Here is a 15202-nt window from a genome sequence, read left to right on the forward strand (position 1 = left end):
CTTTTATCTTTGCTCTTTCCCCTTTCCACGCCTCTCGCTTTATGCCACATGATCCACCCCCACATAGGCCTCCTGTACCCGCGGGTTCTGGCTGACCTCCTCGGGCAAGCCGGAAGCGATGACCTGACCGAAATCCAGCACATACACCCGGTCGGAGATGTCCATCACCACGCCCAGGTCGTGCTCGATGAGGATGATGGTGGTGCCCCGTTCGGCCCGGATATCCAGGATGAAGCGCACCATGTCTTCTTTTTCTTCCAGGGTCATGCCAGCCATGGGCTCGTCCAGCAGCAAGAGCTTGGGCGAGAGGGCCAGGGCACGGGCCACCTCGACCCGCTTGCGCACCCCGTAGGGCAGGTCGCCCACCAGGGCTTTGCGGTAGGGCTCGAGCTCCATGAAATCTATAATCTCTTCGCAAAAACGGCGGTTCTCCACCCCCACCCGCATGGCCCGGCCATAGATCAGAATGTTGTCCAGCAGGTTGTAATGGCCAAAGGTATGGCGGGCCATCAGGAGGTTCTCCAGCACCGACATGCCGGTGAATAATTCGATATTTTGGAAAGCCCGGGCAATGCCAAATTTTGTGACCTGGTGTGGCGAGGCGTGGGTCAGGTCGTGGCCCTCAAAGGTAATGCGGCCCGCGCTGGGGTGGTAGAAACCGGAGATGCAGTTAAGCAGGCTGGTCTTGCCCGCGCCGTTGGGGCCAATCACCGAAACCAGCTCGCCCTGGGCGACCTCGAGGGAAACGTCGCTCAACGCTTTTACCCCGCCAAAGTTTAGTGAAACGTGTTCTACCTTGAGCTGCACCAAGCCTCCTGAAACTTCCTAATGAACACCTCTAAGGCGCGTCGCTTTCGTTGCCCAAATGACTAACAAACGAGCGTTTGGTTGGGGCTGAGTATACCGATGGGCCCTGTGGTATGTCAACGCTTTACGGCTTGACATGCAAAAAAACGTTATATTGCAGGTATTGCACAAAACCTTGGTTTTTTGTCATGGGAGCGGTTCCCGGCAACAACCCGCGCCAAGCAACCCACATCCTAGTTCCGTCGCAGGGATCACTTCAAAAGGCTCAGAAACTCCCTACCTTCCCATCTCTTCGGCCCTCGGCCCTACCCCCGCTTCCCGCTTTTGGGTGAGTGTGCTACACTTTTGGGGTTGCCTGGCTCGACCCGGCAGGATATCTCATCTGGCCTCGCAGCCAGTTTTTGGAGGAAGCGATGAAACGCACTTGGCAACCCAACAAGCGCAAACGGGCTAAAACCCACGGTTTTCGCGCCCGCATGAAGACCGCCGATGGCCGCAAAGTTCTGGCCCGCCGCCGCGCCAAAGGCCGCGTAAAGCTGACTGTCAGCAGCGAGCCCCAGCTCCGTCGCTAGGCCCAGGGCGGCCTCCTAGCTCCCCGTTGCTGGGGAGTTTTTTCCTGCTTTTGGTCGCTCCTTTTCTTTTAGCGCACCCATGCCATTCTCTTCCCTCAAAGGTGAAAAAGCCTTCCAGCGCCTTCGTGGGGGGCGCGTGGGGCGTGGCAGGTATCTGACCGTGCGCTGGTTTCCGCTGCGGCCCACCGCCTTCAACCCGGTGCGGGTGGGTATTGTGGTCTCGAATAAGGTCTCTAAAAAGGCCACCGTGCGGAACAAAATTCGGCGTCGCCTGCGGGAGATTCTGCGAAAAATGTACCTTCCGCCGTGTGAGATGGTGGTCGTGGCCCAGCCCGAAGCGGTAAACGCGTCCTACTGGGACTTGCTCAAAGATTTAACCCATGCCCTAAAAAAGAGCGGGCTGGTACAATGACACAGGTTGGTTTGCTCTATCGTAGGAGCTTGGAGCATCGGGTGATGATCAATCTGTTCTTAAAAGGAAGCGTGCGCTTCTACCAGCGCTTCATATCCCCCTTAAAACCACCCACCTGCCGCTTTTATCCAACCTGCAGCCACTACGCGCTGGAGGCGCTCGAGCGTCATGGGCCTTTTTGGGGCCTGTACCTGAGCGTCAAGCGCATTCTCAAGTGCCACCCCCTGCATCCGGGTGGGCTGGACTATGTACCCACAGAAAGGCCTCGAGTCCGCTGGAATCCCCTGGACTCGCTGAAATAGAAGGAGCAACTGGATGAAACGTTGGTTCTGGATAAGTTTGGCTTTATTTGCCCTAGCCCCCGCCTTTGCCCTCACCCCCGAGTGGCGCGATGTGGACGTAAACAAAGACGGCAAGCCCGAGAAGGTGGCCGTCACCAACCTGGCCGATATCGCCTTCAACGAGCAGGGGCAGATAGTGGGTTGGTACATCAAAACCGTGCGCGCCACCGACTTCAAGGGCAACTACGACCGCGCCCCCAACCTGGTACGGGCTGGCCAGACCTTGCCCGGAACCCTCGAGGGCTTCACCCCCACCAGCCGCGAGTTTACCCGCCGGGAACAGGGCAACCCCGAAGCCGACTTCATCGCCCGCTTCAGCGACGGCAGCACCACCCTGACCTACACCATCCACCCCCGTTTCCTGACCATAGACGTAGACGTGCAAAGCCCCACTCCGCGCAAGCTGGTCTGGACGGGCATCGGCGGCACCGACACCCCCATCACCAAGTGGCTGGGGCAGGGCAACAACCAGCCCCTCAATGCGGGGCAGGGCCCGGCGGTGTATGTGGGCTGGCAAACCCAAAGGGGCGCGGGTTTTGCCATGTTTGTGCGCCCACAGACCCCCACCCCCATCACCCTCACCCAGCTCAACGGCGCGGGAATTGCCGAGATTAGCGTTCCGGCGGGCAACTTCAACCTAAAGGTATACGGTGGGGCCAACGAGCTGGTGCGCCTGAGCGTGGAGAACTTCTACGAGCTGCCGGGGGTTTTCCAGCCCAACATCTGGGGTCAGGTGTCGCTGGGCCTGCTGTGGCTGCTGGAGGAAGCCCACCGCCTGGTAGGGGGTAGCTGGGTACTGGCCATTGTGTTGGTGACCATCCTGATCCGGCTCTTGATGTGGCCCCTGATGCACCAGCAGTACAAGAGCATGGCCGAAATGCAAAAAATCCAGCCCCTGATCAAGAAAATTCAGGAAAAGTACAAAGACAACAAAGAAAAGCAGCAGGAAGAGATGATGAAGCTCTACCAGGAACACAAGATTAACCCCCTGGGCGGCTGTTTTCCCTTGCTGCTCCAGATGCCCATCTTGTTCCTGATGTACAAGATTATGGTGGGCTACGAGTTCGGGCAGGGCTTTTTGTGGATCAGAGACCTCGCGCTACCCGACCCCCTGTATATCCTGCCATTTTTGTATGTGGTGGTGTTGCTGGCCTCTACCTGGCTCTCGGCAGCCGGGAACAAAGATGCCCTGCGGCAGGGCATGCTAATCAACCTGGTGTTCGCTTTTCTTCTGTTCAGCTTCCCTGCCGGTGTAACGCTGTACTGGCTACTCTCAACGGTTATTAGCGTGGGGCAGCAGTGGTTCATCAACAAGCAACTGGGCCTGCCCATGTACCCAGCCAAAAGCTAATCGGTCTGATCACGCTCACCGGTACGGAACATGCGCCGTACCGGTGTGATTTTTGGAAAATTCTGGACACCCGCCTGGTTACGGTGCTTCTTATACGCATTTCGGTAGTATCGTTCACTTTGACAAGCCTAAACGATACTACCGAAATGCTTTTCTACTCCCTTCGGTCGGCTTGAATCCTTCACCTCTGACTGCGGCGGGCGGTGAAGGATTCAAGCGGAACCGGTATTATGCCTGGTAAGCTATAATCGGACGATTAGTTATGGATGACAAAAAGCGCGGACTCGACGATCTGTTATCCGACCTGGGGATTGGGGAAAACGAAACCGCCCCCGAGGTCGTACCGAAGGAGGAAGAGGCGGCCCCCATCGTGGCCCAACCCGCCCCAGCGCAAGACCCTAAAAGTGTCCTCGAGCACTTCATGGTGGGGCTCTTGTTGCGCCTCGACCCGGCTTACTCGGTGGATATTGTTCAGGAGGAGAACCTCTTCCGGGTCGAGATTCTAGGGGGCGACTCGGGGCGGGTGATTGGGCGCGAGGGCAAAACCCTGCAAAGCCTCGAGTTCATCGCCAACGTAGCCATGGCTAAACACTTTGGCTCGGCCTACCGAGTGGTGCTGGACGCTGCCGGTTACCGCCGCCGCAACGAGGAGCGCATCCGGCGGATAGCCTCGGACGCCGCGCTGCAGGTGGAGGTGAGCGGCCAGCCCATCGAACTACCCCCCATGCGCCCTAGCGAACGGCGCATGATTCACGTAATGCTCAAGCAGCACCCCAAAGTGACCACCACCTCGGTGGGCGAGGGGGAGGAGCGTCACGTCGTCGTGATGCCTAGGGATACCAGTAACCCCCCTGCCTCACTAGATGAAGCCGACGGGTAAAAGTTACCTGGAACTCCTGAGGGAGTTTCAGCGAAGGCTCGAGGTTGCTGGAAAGCCGGCTGTGGAGTCCCGCTGGATTCTGGGCCACGCCGCCCGCCTGGGTGAAAAAGAGCTGACCACCCGGCTGATGCAGCCGGTTCCGGTGGATGTAGAAGAGGCGGCCTGGGGCCTCTTGAATTTGCGCCTGAGCGGCCACCCCCTGCAACTGCTGCTGGGCGAGGCCGAGTTTTATGGGCTTAGGCTCAAAGTAGAGCGCGGGGTTTTGATCCCAAGGCCGGAGACCGAAGGGCTGGTCGAGCAGGCCCTGGTTCACCTGCCATCGGATGCACCCGCACGGGTTCTGGATATCGGCACGGGCAGCGGGGCCATTGCGCTGGCCGTCAAGGCCATGCGGCCCCAGGCCACGGTCTGGGCCACCGATATTAACCCCAAAGCCCTCCGGCTCGCCAGAGAAAATGCCCTGCGCCTGGGCCTCGAGGTCTCCTTCCTGGAGGCCCCCTTTACCGCCAACCTGACGGGGCTCGACCTGATTATCTCCAACCCGCCCTACCTGCCCGACAGCTACCGCGAGGAGGCCCCACCCGAGCTGGCCTACGAGGATACCAGCGCCCTCTACGCCGGCCCCGAGGGGCTCGACGTGGCTCGAGCGCTCCTGCCCCAGGCCTGGGAGGCCCTCCAGCCCGGCGGCTGGTTGTGGCTCGAGCTGGCTCCAGAAAACATCTACACGCTACTGGCCGAGGCCGCCGCCCAGGGCTGGCGGGAGGCTCGAGTACTGTACGACCTGGCCCAAAGGCCCCGTTACCTGAGCGCTCAAAAACCTGCCCAGGCCGCTGCTGAGCTTGAAGATGAGAAGGCTGGGCTGGCTGGCCTCGAGCAGGAACTAACTCAGCAGCCCCAGCAAAAACCGCGATAGAATCTGACCCATGGACTTGCGTGCCTATCTGCAAACCGCCCTCGACGCTGCCTATTTAGCCAAAGGTATCCACCAGTACTACCAGGAAAAAGGCTTTACCCAGAGCACCAAGTCCACCCCCACCGATCTGGTCACCCAGGCCGACCACGAGACGGAGGCGGCCATCCGAGAACTCATTGCTTCGCGCCACCCCGACCACGTGGTGCTGGGCGAGGAGCAGGGCCAGGACAAAGAGGGGGCCTTCCGCTGGATTGTAGACCCCCTGGACGGCACCGTAAACTATGCCCACGGTTTTCCCTTTTACGCAGTGAGCATTGGCCTGGAAGCCCACGGCGAGGTGGTGCTGGGGGTGGTTCTGGATACCGCCCGGGGCGAACTGTTTACCGCTACCAAGGGAGGTGGGGCCTTTATGAATGGCCGCCCTATTCGGGTCTCCACGCGTTCAAACCTGGTAGGAAGCCTCCTGGCCACCGGGTTCCCCTACGATGTGAACAAAGACGCCGAGAACGTGACCTACTTCCAGCGGGCCCTGTCCAAGGGACTTATGGTGCGACGGCCCGGTGCGGCGGCCCTCGACCTGGTGTATGTGGCCGCCGGGCGCCTGGATGGCTTTTGGGAGGTGAAGCTCAACCCCTGGGATGTGGCCGCGGGCTGGCTCATCATCACTGAGGCCGGGGGGCGGGTAACCGGCCTTCAAGGGGAGGAGTACCGGCTGGGCAACCGCTACCTGGTGGCCTCCAACGGCCTGATCCACGAGTCGCTCCTGGACACCATCCACGGACGATAAATAGGGGGTATTTTGGAGAAATCCCCTGGAGTTAGGGTGGCCCTGGGGTACACAGTACCCGCTGCCGACGCGGACATATTCCTCGACCCCACCAGGCGGGTCTGCCTGACCTGTGGAATGGAACTGCCCAGGGATTTTGCGACTGCTTGTGGTTTGCAACGGCGCTGCCCCATACTGTGCGCACAAATACCCACTGGGTGACTGTGCAGATTGATGGAGGATTCGCTCGCTGGTCGAGGCCGCCCCTGCACCGGAACCGGGAGGCTACCCTGTTGCTGCTTTAAGCCGCTATCAGTTGTTGGCTTGGGTGGTTCGGGCGTTGCAGCTTTCCGCTTCTAAAAGCGTTGCACTGGATATGCGTGGTTTATCGAATACTCGAGGCAGTTGGTGTAGCTGAGGTGGCTTCTTCCATCTCTACCAGCCGGCCATCCCTTAGTCGAAGAATGCGATCGGCTTTGCGAGCCAGCTCGAGGTCGTGCGTCACCAGAATCACCGTGCGACCCTCCTGGGCTTGCTGTAAAAGCAACTCCACCACACGGGCCCCTGAAACCGAGTCGAGGTTGCCGGTAGGCTCGTCGGCAAACAGGATGGGGGGATTCAGGGCCAGGGCGCGGGCAATGGCTACGCGCTGCTGCTCCCCGCCCGATAGCTTGCTAGGCAGGTGTCTGGCCCGCTGGCCCAGCCCTACCGCCTCCAGAAGTGCAGTAGCCCTGGCGGTGCGCTCCTTGGGGCTAACGCCCGCCAGCATCATGGGGAAAGCCACGTTTTCCAGCGCGGTTAGGGTGGGAATCAAATTCCACTGCTGAAATACAAAGCCCATGTATTTCAGGCGCACCTCCGAGCGGCCATCCTCGGTTAAGGCAGAAAGTGGAATGCTGCCCATGCGCACCTCTCCCTCGCTGGGGACATCAAAGCCGGCCAGCAGGTTCAAGAGGGTAGTTTTACCCGAACCCGAGGGCCCCACAATAGCCGTTAAGCCCGCCGGAAACCGGTATGTGAAGTGATCTACAGCCACCACGTCAATCTCGCCCTGGTGGTAGCGCTTTTGTAAGTTAATGGCCTCGAGCATCACAGCCTCCCCAGCGCCTCGACCACCTTGAGCCGGCTGGCGGTTCGGGCCGGCAAAAACCCAGCCAGCAGCCCCAGCACCACCGCCACCAGGAGCGCGAAGAAGGCCAGGCGAAAGGTGATGGCGGAGAGGGCCAGGCCCACCTCGCGCCCGGTGAACCAGTTCACCAGCCCGGAGGCTACCTGGCCCAGGAGCAGGCCCAGAAGCCCCCCCACCACCCCCAACAGCAGGGCTTCCAGGAGCACCAGCCTAAAGATAAAACCCTGCTTGGCCCCCAGGGCCCGCATCAGGCCAAACTCCCGGATACGCTCGTAGACCGACATCATCACCGTGTTGGCGACCAGCAAGCCCCCCACCACCAGCGCCACCAGGCTGATGCCAAAACGCACCAGATCGGAGATGCGCACCGCGCGCTCGGCGAAGCGCAGCACATCCCCGGTGGTCTGGGCGTTCACCCCGGCGATCCGGGCCTTGATGGCCGCGGCCACCTGGTCGGCTTTGAATCCTTCCCGCACACCTACCGCCGCTGCCGTGTAGTTGCGTGTGCCCAGGGCCTCCTGCACGACGCTAGAAGGAACGTAGATGATGTTGTCGGAGAGGCCCCCGTTGGGCTTCAAAATACCCTCTACCCGCAGCGAGATGCTGGGCGAGAGGCGCAGCACCTTACCAAGGCCGAGTTGGTTGCGCTCGGCCAAGCGGCTACCCACCACCGCACCTTTGGGGCCTGGAACCAGGCTGCCCGCGGCCAGGGTAAGGTTGGGGTACAGCGCTTGGGGGCTGAGACCTTCGGGGATCCCCTGAAAAACGAAGGCGCTCTGGGGATCCAACCCCCCTCGAGTCAGTACTACATACGGGATCACCTGGCTGATACCCAGTTCGGAGGCAGATTTTTTCAGGGCCTCTACCGTTTCGGGCCGCAGCTCTGGGTAGCCTGGGCTAAAGGCTTCGACACCCTCCGGCAAGACCAGCACCGCAGGCCCCACGGTGGATAACTCGGCTCCCAGGGCTTTACGCAGCCCCTCGCCAAATGACAAAAAAAGCACCATAGAGGCTGTCGAAACTACGATGCCCAGCAAAGTTAGGATGCTGCGAACAGGCCGGGCCCGCAGGTTGCGGTAGATGAGTGCCAGAACTTCCACGCCCATCAGAATACCTGTAAAAGGTGGTCGGAGGTGGGTAATCCACGCCAAGATTCTCGCCAGCGGCCCTCCTACCCACGATAGACTGTAGGCATGCAGCTCATTACGGTGTTTGGTTCATCGAGGGCACAGCCGGGCACACCTGCTTTTGCCGAGGCCCAGGCCTGGGGGCGGGCCATTGCCCAGGCCGGGTTCGGCGTGGCCACCGGCGGCTACAACGGGGCCATGGAGGCCGTCTCGCAGGGGGCCAAGGAAGCCGGGGGGCTGGTAATAGGCATTACCGCACCCAGCCTGTTTCCCCAGCGCAACGGGCCCAACCTGCACGTGGATTTGGAGCTGCCCTCCTCCTCGCTGCTCACCCGCATCGAGCGGCTGATTGACGTGAGCGTGGCCTGCCTGGCCCTGCCCGGTGGGGTGGGCACCCTGGCCGAGATTCTGGCGGCCTGGAACCTCAACCACATCGCGCAGCTACACGGCAAGCCGCTCAAACCGCTGGGGGTGCATGTGGGCTGGCTCGAGGTCATCCGCCCCGGCCTCGAGGTCACCCCCGACAACCTGGAGCTGCTCACCCCCATTGACTCGCTGCAAAGTCTGAAAAGGTTTCTAAACGGGCTTCCTAGCTCTCCAGCTCCCAGAAGGTAAAGCCGCTCGAGGCCCCGGCTCACCCGCCCTTACTTTTTGCTCAAGAGGGCAATTAGGTTCTTGAGGTTATCGGCCGCACGGGGCTGCTCTTTGAAGGGGTTATAGGGCTTGCCCTGGGTCACGGCCTGGAAGAACCCCCCTGGGCCCCCCTGCCGCGGCTGGCCCTGGAAGTTGCCCTGACCGGCCTGGGGGTTCTGCCCGGCGCTTTCGCGCCGCTGGCGGGCCTCCTCCCGCTGCTTGAGGATGGTCTGGTCGATCCACTTGAGCTGGGCCGGGGTGAGGATGTTGTCCTCGATGTTGCTCAGTATCTTGCTGGCCTCGGCGGGCTTGAGGTCGGTGCGGTTTTGCAGGTCGCGCAGAATGGGCAGTAGCTTCTGGGCCTGGGCCTTGGTAAAGGCCAGGCCCCGCTGCTTGTCCAGCTCGTCCAGAAGCCCAATGGTAGCCACCAGATCCAGCACCGGACGGTAGGCCTCGAGCCGCTGTCGCATCTCCGGGCTAAGGTTGGGTGGCCCGCCCTGGGCCAGCGCTAAACCTAAAGCCAGTATGGCCAATAAGCCCATCAGTCTCTTCATGTGTGCCTCCCGTTTGGGTAGTTTGCAACCGCTTTGTGTAGAAGCGATAAAGATTGGCCTGGCCGGATGCTACTCGTACCTGAGCGACTCCACCGGGTCGAGCCGGGCCGCCCTCGAGGCCGGGTAAAAGCCGAAGAACACCCCCACCGCCACCGAGAAGACAAAGGCCAGCACCATGCTAAAGGGGTCGAAGACCGGTGTCACCCGCAGCAGTTGCCCCACACTGCCGGCCATGGCCAGACCCAAAAAGATGCCCAGAATGCCGCCCCCCACCGAGAGCACCACCGACTCCACCAAAAACTGGGTCAGGATGTCGCGGGGCTTGGCCCCCAGGGCCTTGCGGATGCCAATCTCGCGGGTGCGCTCGGTCACCGAGACCAGCATGATGTTCATGATGCCGATGCCCCCCACCAGCAGGCTAATCCCGGCCACCCCGCCCAGGAATAGGGTCATGGTCTGGGTTACCTGGTTGACCGAGGCCAGCGCGTCGGCCTGGTTCTGCACACTGAAGTCGTACTCGCTGGGGTCGGTCACTTTGCGGCGCTGGGCCATAAAGTCGGTGAGTTCCTGCTGCAAGCGGCTGAGTGAGTCCTTGTCGGGAGCCTGCACATAGATGGCATTTACCCTGGGCTCGCCGGTGCTGCTGCGCGAGAGGCGTTGGAGGTAGGTCGAGAGCGGCACCATCACCTGGTAGTTGGGGCTGGCAAAGCCGGAGTCGCCCTTGTCGGGCAGCACCCCCACCACCGTAAAGGAGATGCCGGCGATGCGGATACGCTGCCCCAGGGGATCCTGGCCGCCGAACAGGTCCTGGGCGATGCCATACCCAATCACCGCCACCCGGCGGCGGCTTTGCAGGTCGGCCTCGCTAAAGAAGCTGCCCTGGGCGGGCTGGGCGTTGCGCACGCTGGCGTAGTCGGGCCAGGTGCCAATCACGGTGACGTTGAGGTTGTTGGCCCCCACCTTGACCTGCTGGTTGCTTTGCAGGGCCGGTGCCACACCGGCCAGGCGATCCGCGAAGGCCGATTTCACCGCTTCGGCGTCGGCCAGGGTGATGGTCTGGGGACCTCCAAAGCGCACCAGGCCAAAGCCCCCGCCCCGCCCCCCGGTGTTGCTGCCGATGGTGAGCAGGTTGGTGCCCAGGCTTTGCAGGCTGCGGGTGATGTTGGCCGTGGAACCCTGCCCCACCATGGTCAGGGCCACCACCGCCGCCACCCCGATAATCACCCCCAAGGTGGTGAGCACCGAGCGCAAAGGGTTGCCCAGAATGGCCCGCCAGGCAATGCGGAACACCTGCCAGAGGTTCATGCCGGCTGCGTGCGAACGCACTTTTTTGGGTGCTTGCGTCGCTATGGATGCGCTCATGCCACACCTCCTACAGCCCGTTTGCGGTGGGGGTTGGGGCCGTCGGACTCGATCTGCCCGTCCCGGATGCGCACGATGCGCCCGGTGTACTCGGCGATATCGGCCTCGTGGGTCACGATAATCACGCAGGTGCCCTCGTCGTTGAGCTCCTGGAACAGCCGCATCACCTCGGCGGCGGTTTTGGAGTCGAGGTTGCCGGTCGGCTCGTCGGCCAGCAGGATGGAGGGGCGCATGGTCAGGGCCCGGGCGATGGCCACCCGCTGCTTCTGGCCGCCCGAAAGCTGGGAGGGCAGGTTCTTGAGCTTGTCGCCCAGGCCCACTTTTTGCAGCACCTCGAGGGCGCGCTCCCGCCGTTCGTGGGGGCTATAACCGGCGTAGGTAAGAGGAACCTCCACGTTCTCCAGCACATTCAGGCGCGGCAACAGGTGAAAAGCCTGGAAAACAAAGCCGATCTCCTGGTTGCGCACCTCGGCCCGCTCGTTTTCGGTCAGGGTGGTGACGTCCCGCCCGGCTAAAACATAGCGCCCCTCGGTGGGCCGGTCGAGCAGGCCGATAATCTGCATCAGGGTGGTTTTGCCCGAACCCGAAGGCCCCATCAGGGCCACCATCTCGCCCTGGCGAATCTCCAGCGAAACGCCCTTGAGGGCCTCGAACTCGAGCGCCCCGCTTTTGTACACCTTGCGCACCTGGTGGAGGGCCACCACCGTCACCGGCCACCTCCGATAGGCAGGCGCAGGCCGCCCTGGCCGCTGGAGTTGTTGGAGGTGGGCTGTACCCGGCTGGGCAGCACCACGGTCTGGCGCGGCTCGAGGCCCTCTAATATCACCTGGTTCACCCCGTCGTCGGGCCCCAGCACCACCCGCACGGTCTCCCTGCTGCCGTCGGGTTGCAACACGTCCACATAGGCCCGGTTGCGCACGGTCTGCACCGCTCGCTTGGGAATGGTCAGGGCCTCCGGAATCTCCTCGGCGATGATCTCGCCCTCGGCGGTCATGCCGGGGCGCAGCTTGCGCTCGGGGTTGGGCACCTTGACGGTCACGTAGAACACCGCGATGTTCTGCTGGATGCGGGCGCTGGGCGAGATGGCCGTCACCACCCCCTCAAAGGTCTCGTTGCTGAAGGCGTCGAGGGTCACCTCCACCTTCTGGCCCACCCTGACCTTGGCAATCTCGCTTTCGTCAATCTGCACCAGCAGGTTGACGCTGCTGTCGTCAATCAGGGTGAGCAGGGCGGTGCTGTTGCTGACCGTAGCCCCCACCCCGATGCTCCCCACCTGGGCGTTGACCTCCGAGACCACCCCGTCGAAGGGGGCGTAGATTTTGGTGCTGGCCAGGTTTTCCTCGGCGTTTTTGACCTCGAGGCGAGCCTGCTCCACGGCGATCTGGGCGTTCTTGAGATCCTGCGCGTTGGCGTTGCTGCGGAGCGTGAGGGCCTGCCGAGCGGTGTTGAGATTGACCTGGGCGATCTCCAGGCTGGCCTGGGCCTTGGCGTAAGCGTCGCGCGCGCTTTGCAGGCTCTGGGCGCTGGCCCCTCCCAGGTCGAAGAGCTTCTGGGTGGCCTCGAGGTTGGTGCGGGCGGCCTCGAGGTCGCGCCGGGCGTTGGCATAGGCCACCTCGGCGCTGGCCAGGTTCTGCCGGGCCGTAGCCAGGGCGCTCTGCTGGTCGGCCCGCAGCTTGTCCAGGTTGGCCTGGGCTTTTTGCAGGGCCAGCCGGGCATTCTCCAGGGCGCGGTTGTAGTTGGTGGGGTCGAGCTGCACGATGAGCTGGCCTTTTTGCACCCGGTCGCCCACGGTGGGCAGCTTGAGCACCGTGCCGTTTACGGCAGGCTTAACCGCCAAGGTTTGCACGGCCTCGAGGGTGCCCGGCCCCGAGACCGAGACCCGGAACACCCCCCGCTGCACCGTGGCGGTCTCGATCGTAGGCGCAGTGCTGGTGGGCTTGGGCCGCAGGAACCAGTAGGCCGCACCCCCCAGACCGGCCAACACCAAAGCCACAACCAGCCAAAGCCAGGGTACGCGGATACGGGAACGGGCTTGTGTCATGTTCACCCCTCGAGTTTCTCCCAGGATATCCAATGTTCGGTGTATGCCATGCGAAGATTTGGTGAAGATGTGCCGCGCTTGATTTGGAAGGGAGTTGTGCCTAGTATGAGGCTATCAAAAAGTTTTGTGTAGGAGCCTTGAGGCGTTGGGCGACGAATCCTTCGATGCAGCGCCAGAAAGGAAAAGATTTTTGGGCGGTTATTTCTACGTGAAGGGTTGAGTGGAAAGGTTATATAAACCTTTGGTGTAGGTGTACAGGTGTAATTGTAAGACGAAATGATATGTGCTCGATATTGACCGCACCCGTACGTAAAACTTCAAGATGGGTCAAGAACCAATGGTAGGGAACTTTTTTTGGAGAGCGAGTTATGGCCAAACTAGGTGTTTCTAGCTTTATTAAAGCAATCGCCCGTGACGCGGCTCGAACCCGTCGCCAACAAGAGATGAATCGCAAGCGCAAACTACGTGAACAGGAAGCTCGTCGTAGAGAAGATGAGCGTCGTAGAGCGCAAGCTGAGATTCTCGTCAAACGCCAACAAGCACAAACTGAACGAGAAAGAAAACAACTAGAAAAAGAGGAAAAACAGCAATATATTCAATCTCGCATTGAGGAAGTTGATGAACTCAACGCCGAGTTGAGTGAACGGATAAGAGATCTCAGCCAGATATTGCAGCATACCCTGGATAAAAATGACACAATTGCCTTTAGCTCTCTACGAGTTGTTGAAGAATTTCCACCTTTTACACCTCCCCAAGAGTTACTTACTGTTGAGCCGCCAGATAAGCAGTCATACTTACAAAAAGTCAAGCCAATGGGAATTATTGAAAATGCATTGGGCATGAGGGGCAGGTATCAGCGTGAGCTCCAGGCGGCAGAAGCGCAGTATCTCAGTGCACTTAAGACATACGAGGAAAAGAGGGTTAGGCTTGAACAACTCAAGAAGGAATATGAGAATGCCCGCCAAGTATTTCTAAGAAAGGTTCAGCAACGTGATCAAGAAGTTGCTGAACTCGAAGCAGCTTATAAAGAGGGTGAAGCATCAGCAGTTATGACGTATACAAGTATGGTTTTGGAGCGTTCTGAATATCCTGAGGACTTCCCTCAAAGTTTTCGATTAGCTTACTCACAAGAGTCCAAAGAAATGGTGGTTGAATACGAATTTCCTGGAATTGATGTAATCCCAGTCGTTGCTGAGTACAAGTACAACAAAGCCAAGGATCTTATAGAGGAGAAGCCTCGAAAACCAGCAGAAATCAAGGCTCTTTATCAGGATATTGTAATCGCGATAACCCTGCGAACTATTCACGAAATTCTCGAAGCCGACCAAGGAAATCACATACAGGTAGTTACTTTCAATGGTTTCGTTAACGCAGTGGATCCAGCCACGGGGAAGGATGTGCAGCCTTGTCTTATATCGGTAAGAACAACAAAAGATGTATTTATGGACATCAACCTAGAAAGAGTTGATAAACAGGTATGTCTTCGGAATCTCGGAGCTCGAGTTTCTTCAAGTCCAGAGGAACGGCTGCCGGTCAAACCTGTTGTTGAATTCGATATGGTAGATAGGCGGTTTATTGATCAAGAAAATATCCTGAACAATCTAGACTCACGCCCCAACTTGATGGATTTGAGTCCAACAGAGTTTGAGAACCTAGTTAGCAATTTATTCGGCAAAATGGGCCTAGATACCAAATTAACTCGATCGTCCAAAGACGGTGGAGTTGACGCTGTTGCTTTCGATACTCGCCCGGTATTGGGGGGAAAAGTTGTCATCCAAGCAAAGAGGTATAAAAATACGGTGGGTGTTTCTGCGGTGCGCGACCTCTACGGCACTATGTTAAATGAGGGTGCTAGCAAGGGAATCCTTGTAACGACAAGCAGTTATGGATCCGATGCTTACGACTTTGTCAAGGATAAGCCGCTTGAGCTAATTGATGGTGGAGGACTTCTCTATTTATTGGATCAGGTCGGTATCAAAGCGAAGATTATTATGCCATCGGAATAGAAACTGAGCTTTCTAGAACTTTGAGCGCTCCAGATGCACGATAAAGTCGCAATGTTTTGACTGTTTCGAGGGTGCTTTGTAGCTGAACTATAGCGCTAAAAACTCCTCAGTGGAGATTGAGGGCAAGCGCTTATGGAGTGCTTACCCTTCGTCCTCGGGCATGGCCTCGAGCTCGGCTTTCAGGTCCTCGTCGCCCGAAGCCGTCCAGGCCTCGAGCAGCCCGATGAACCGCTGGGCCTCCTGACGCATCTCTTCCAGCAGTAGGCGGTTGCGGGCTTGGATTCGCTCGAGGCCGTCTATCATCCCTG

General features: G+C 59.8%; 17 protein-coding genes. 9 read left to right on the forward strand and 8 right to left on the reverse strand.

All coding sequences use genetic code 11. From position 1 onward, the window contains the following. Nucleotides 1-39: 39 nt before the first annotated feature. Entirely contained in the window at nt 40-810 is a 771-nt protein-coding gene (locus Q0X18_RS13195) for an ABC transporter ATP-binding protein (protein ID WP_297563305.1), read from the reverse strand. A 410-nt stretch (nt 811-1220) separates the two neighbouring features. On the opposite strand from Q0X18_RS13195, the gene rpmH reads away from it, so the two are divergent. The 7 genes from rpmH to Q0X18_RS13230 all read left to right on the forward strand — a co-directional run bounded on the left by rpmH (nt 1221) and on the right by Q0X18_RS13230 (nt 6063). Further along, complete coding sequence (gene rpmH / locus Q0X18_RS13200) at nt 1221-1379, forward strand: 50S ribosomal protein L34 (RefSeq protein ID WP_297563306.1); 159 nt, start codon at nt 1221-1223, stop codon at nt 1377-1379. Between the two features lie 79 nt (nt 1380-1458). After that, nucleotides 1459-1791: a ribonuclease P protein component gene (rnpA, locus tag Q0X18_RS13205; protein WP_297563307.1), complete on the forward strand. Its 333-nt coding sequence runs from the start codon at nt 1459-1461 to the stop codon at nt 1789-1791. Between the two features lie 44 nt (nt 1792-1835). Next, complete coding sequence (gene yidD, locus Q0X18_RS13210; RefSeq protein ID WP_297563996.1) at nt 1836-2093, forward strand: membrane protein insertion efficiency factor YidD; 258 nt, start codon at nt 1836-1838, stop codon at nt 2091-2093. A 13-nt stretch (nt 2094-2106) separates the two neighbouring features. Next, complete coding sequence (locus Q0X18_RS13215) at nt 2107-3483, forward strand: YidC/Oxa1 family membrane protein insertase (protein WP_297563308.1); 1377 nt, start codon at nt 2107-2109, stop codon at nt 3481-3483. Nucleotides 3484-3745: 262 nt separating this feature from the next. After that, nucleotides 3746-4363, forward strand: a complete 618-nt coding sequence (locus Q0X18_RS13220; RefSeq protein WP_297563309.1) for a R3H domain-containing nucleic acid-binding protein — start codon at nt 3746-3748, stop codon at nt 4361-4363. After that, nucleotides 4347-5276: a peptide chain release factor N(5)-glutamine methyltransferase gene (gene prmC / locus Q0X18_RS13225; RefSeq protein ID WP_297563310.1), complete on the forward strand. Its 930-nt coding sequence runs from the start codon at nt 4347-4349 to the stop codon at nt 5274-5276. Before Q0X18_RS13220 ends, prmC begins: the two co-directional genes overlap by 17 nt. A 10-nt stretch (nt 5277-5286) precedes the next feature. Continuing rightward, a complete protein-coding gene (locus Q0X18_RS13230) occupies nt 5287-6063 on the forward strand; it encodes an inositol monophosphatase family protein (protein ID WP_297563311.1) in 777 nt (258 codons plus the stop codon). 364 nt (nt 6064-6427) lie between these two features. On the opposite strand, the gene Q0X18_RS13235 is transcribed toward Q0X18_RS13230, so the two are convergent. Together Q0X18_RS13235 and Q0X18_RS13240 are read right to left on the reverse strand one after the other, a co-directional pair. Beyond that, entirely contained in the window at nt 6428-7132 is a 705-nt protein-coding gene (locus Q0X18_RS13235) for an ABC transporter ATP-binding protein (RefSeq protein ID WP_297563312.1), read from the reverse strand. Then, a complete protein-coding gene (locus Q0X18_RS13240) occupies nt 7132-8271 on the reverse strand; it encodes an ABC transporter permease (RefSeq protein WP_297563313.1) in 1140 nt (379 codons plus the stop codon). The genes Q0X18_RS13235 and Q0X18_RS13240 overlap by 1 nt, the downstream gene beginning before the upstream one ends. 93 nt (nt 8272-8364) lie before the next feature. Between Q0X18_RS13240 and Q0X18_RS13245 the strand changes: the two genes are divergently transcribed. Next, nucleotides 8365-8913, forward strand: coding sequence for an LOG family protein (locus tag Q0X18_RS13245; protein WP_297563315.1), 549 nt, complete (start codon nt 8365-8367; stop codon nt 8911-8913). A gap of 29 nt (nt 8914-8942) precedes the next feature. Here the strand turns inward: Q0X18_RS13245 and Q0X18_RS13250 are convergent, their stop codons facing one another. The 4 genes from Q0X18_RS13250 to Q0X18_RS13265 all read right to left on the reverse strand — a co-directional run bounded on the left by Q0X18_RS13250 (nt 8943) and on the right by Q0X18_RS13265 (nt 12888). Further along, entirely contained in the window at nt 8943-9485 is a 543-nt protein-coding gene (locus Q0X18_RS13250; RefSeq protein WP_297563317.1) for a hypothetical protein, read from the reverse strand. 69 nt (nt 9486-9554) lie between these two features. Beyond that, a complete protein-coding gene (locus Q0X18_RS13255) occupies nt 9555-10847 on the reverse strand; it encodes an ABC transporter permease (protein ID WP_297563319.1) in 1293 nt (430 codons plus the stop codon). Beyond that, the gene (locus Q0X18_RS13260; RefSeq protein ID WP_297563320.1) at nt 10844-11557 is read right to left on the reverse strand and encodes an ABC transporter ATP-binding protein; all 714 of its coding nucleotides are present in this window, start codon (nt 11555-11557) and stop codon (nt 10844-10846) included. Before Q0X18_RS13260 ends, Q0X18_RS13255 begins: the two co-directional genes overlap by 4 nt. Next, the gene (locus Q0X18_RS13265) at nt 11554-12888 is read right to left on the reverse strand and encodes an efflux RND transporter periplasmic adaptor subunit (protein ID WP_297563321.1); all 1335 of its coding nucleotides are present in this window, start codon (nt 12886-12888) and stop codon (nt 11554-11556) included. Before Q0X18_RS13265 ends, Q0X18_RS13260 begins: the two co-directional genes overlap by 4 nt. A 368-nt stretch (nt 12889-13256) precedes the next feature. On the opposite strand from Q0X18_RS13265, the gene Q0X18_RS13270 reads away from it, so the two are divergent. Then, entirely contained in the window at nt 13257-14894 is a 1638-nt protein-coding gene (locus tag Q0X18_RS13270) for a restriction endonuclease (RefSeq protein WP_297563322.1), read from the forward strand. 141 nt (nt 14895-15035) lie between these two features. Here the strand turns inward: Q0X18_RS13270 and Q0X18_RS13275 are convergent, their stop codons facing one another. Next, the gene (locus tag Q0X18_RS13275) at nt 15036-15197 is read right to left on the reverse strand and encodes a hypothetical protein (protein WP_297563323.1); all 162 of its coding nucleotides are present in this window, start codon (nt 15195-15197) and stop codon (nt 15036-15038) included. Nucleotides 15198-15202 lie beyond the last annotated feature (5 nt).

It is taken from the genome of Meiothermus sp. (genome assembly GCF_026004075.1).
Lineage (GTDB): Bacteria > Deinococcota > Deinococci > Deinococcales > Thermaceae > Meiothermus.